We start from the raw sequence: 389 nt of genomic DNA on the forward strand, positions 1-389 counted from the left end.
GCGGAATCATCCACCGCATTGATATCCCTGTTGCCAAGCTCCCACGAACCACGCAACGCAAACAGATTACGCCCCGTTAGAGCATCGCATCCAATTTTTTGGAGTTTTTCGATAACCTGCTGATGGTGTCGCTTAGAGACAACTTCAATGAGTTCGAGAGMCTTTTTGACGAGTTCAGTGTCAGGCGTCTGCGTATAATTCTGGACCATAAGACAGGGTTCAGAGACGTTATAGAAAGCATGATGCGGGAGCATCAGCCCAACAATCTTATTCTCCATCTGCTCGAATTTTATTTCATCACCAACGATGACACGACCATCAAGAGAAGGCTCAACACAGAGAGCCATAGCAATATCGGGCCCGAACATATCCAATGATTTAGGGACACC

1 protein-coding gene is annotated in these 389 nt (G+C 46.9%); it reads right to left on the bottom strand.

What is annotated here, in order from left to right; translation table 11 throughout:
• A partial coding sequence (locus KP705_RS18920; protein WP_215765425.1) for a hypothetical protein occupies window positions 1–389 on the bottom strand: 389 nt, incomplete at both ends.

This window comes from Gluconobacter sp. P1D12_c, from assembly GCF_018812105.1.
Taxonomy (GTDB): Bacteria; Pseudomonadota; Alphaproteobacteria; order Acetobacterales; family Acetobacteraceae; genus Gluconobacter; species Gluconobacter oxydans_A.